The 974-nt window shown below is 63.8% G+C and carries 1 protein-coding gene; it reads left to right on the top strand.

From position 1 onward, the window contains the following. Positions 1 to 23: 23 nt before the first annotated feature. A partial coding sequence (locus tag AC629_RS44090; RefSeq protein ID WP_168195767.1) for an ISL3 family transposase occupies positions 24 to 974 on the top strand: 951 nt, incomplete at its 3' end.

Genomic DNA, 974 nt, shown 5'->3' with positions numbered 1-974 from the left:
TTGAATGGGGGAGAATCAGCGCCATGCAGCAAGCACTCCAGCGCTCCAGTCTGGTGCCGCGTGGGTTTGTTGTAGAGAGTGCGTACTACGAAGACGATAAGGCCGTTGTTGTGGTCCGAGCGTCGGGAAGTGTTGGTCTGTGTCCGTCGTGCGGAACGGTTTCCCGACGCGTCCATAGCCGCTATCGACGGCGCGTGACCGATCTTCCGCTCTCGGGGCGGATGGTAGAGCTCCTGGTGATCGCTCGCCGCTTCCGCTGCGACGCTGTCCTGTGCGGGCGCCAAATCTTCACCGAGCGCTTCGCCGAAAGTGTGCTGGCTCCGTCGGCGCGACGCACGGCGAGACTGGACTCTATCGTCCACCACCTCGGCCTGGCGCTTGGCGGTCGACCAGCAGCAGGCTTCGCAAAGCGGCTGATGCTACCGGTGAGCAAAGACACGCTCCTGCGTGTGGTCCGACGCCGCAGCCGCCCGCCGGCCGACCCGCTCAGGGTTATAGGCATCGATGATTGGGCCTGGCGGCGCAATCACCGATACGCCAGCATCATCTGCAATCTGGAAAGGCGCCGGATCGTCACGCTGCTACCGGATCGTGAGCCCGCGACCGCCCAAGCCTGGCTGGCTGCTCATCCCACGATCACGATCATTGCCCGTGACCGTGGTGGGGGATATGGCGAAGCTGCGGCAAGGGCCCTGCCGCAGGCGGTACAGGTCGCGGATCGGTGGCATCTGATGGAGAACGCCAGTCGGGCCTTCCTCGATGCCGTCCGCAAATCGATGCGCCAGATCCGCAGCGCGATCGGGGTAACGACAATCGATCCCAAACTGCTCACCGCGGCCGAGCGCCTCCAGTATGAGGGCTATCTCCGCCGCGAAGAGACCAACGCAACTATCTTGGGCCTGTCGAAAGGCGGAACGCCGATCAAGCAGATCGTGCGCCAGACCGGCCATAGCAGGAAGATGGTACGACAGGTG

This window comes from Bradyrhizobium sp. NAS80.1 (assembly GCF_001908205.1).
Classification (GTDB): Bacteria; Pseudomonadota; Alphaproteobacteria; order Rhizobiales; family Xanthobacteraceae; genus Bradyrhizobium.
The sequence above is the reverse complement of the archived record's forward strand: the minus strand, read 5'-3'. Positions and strand labels throughout refer to the sequence as shown.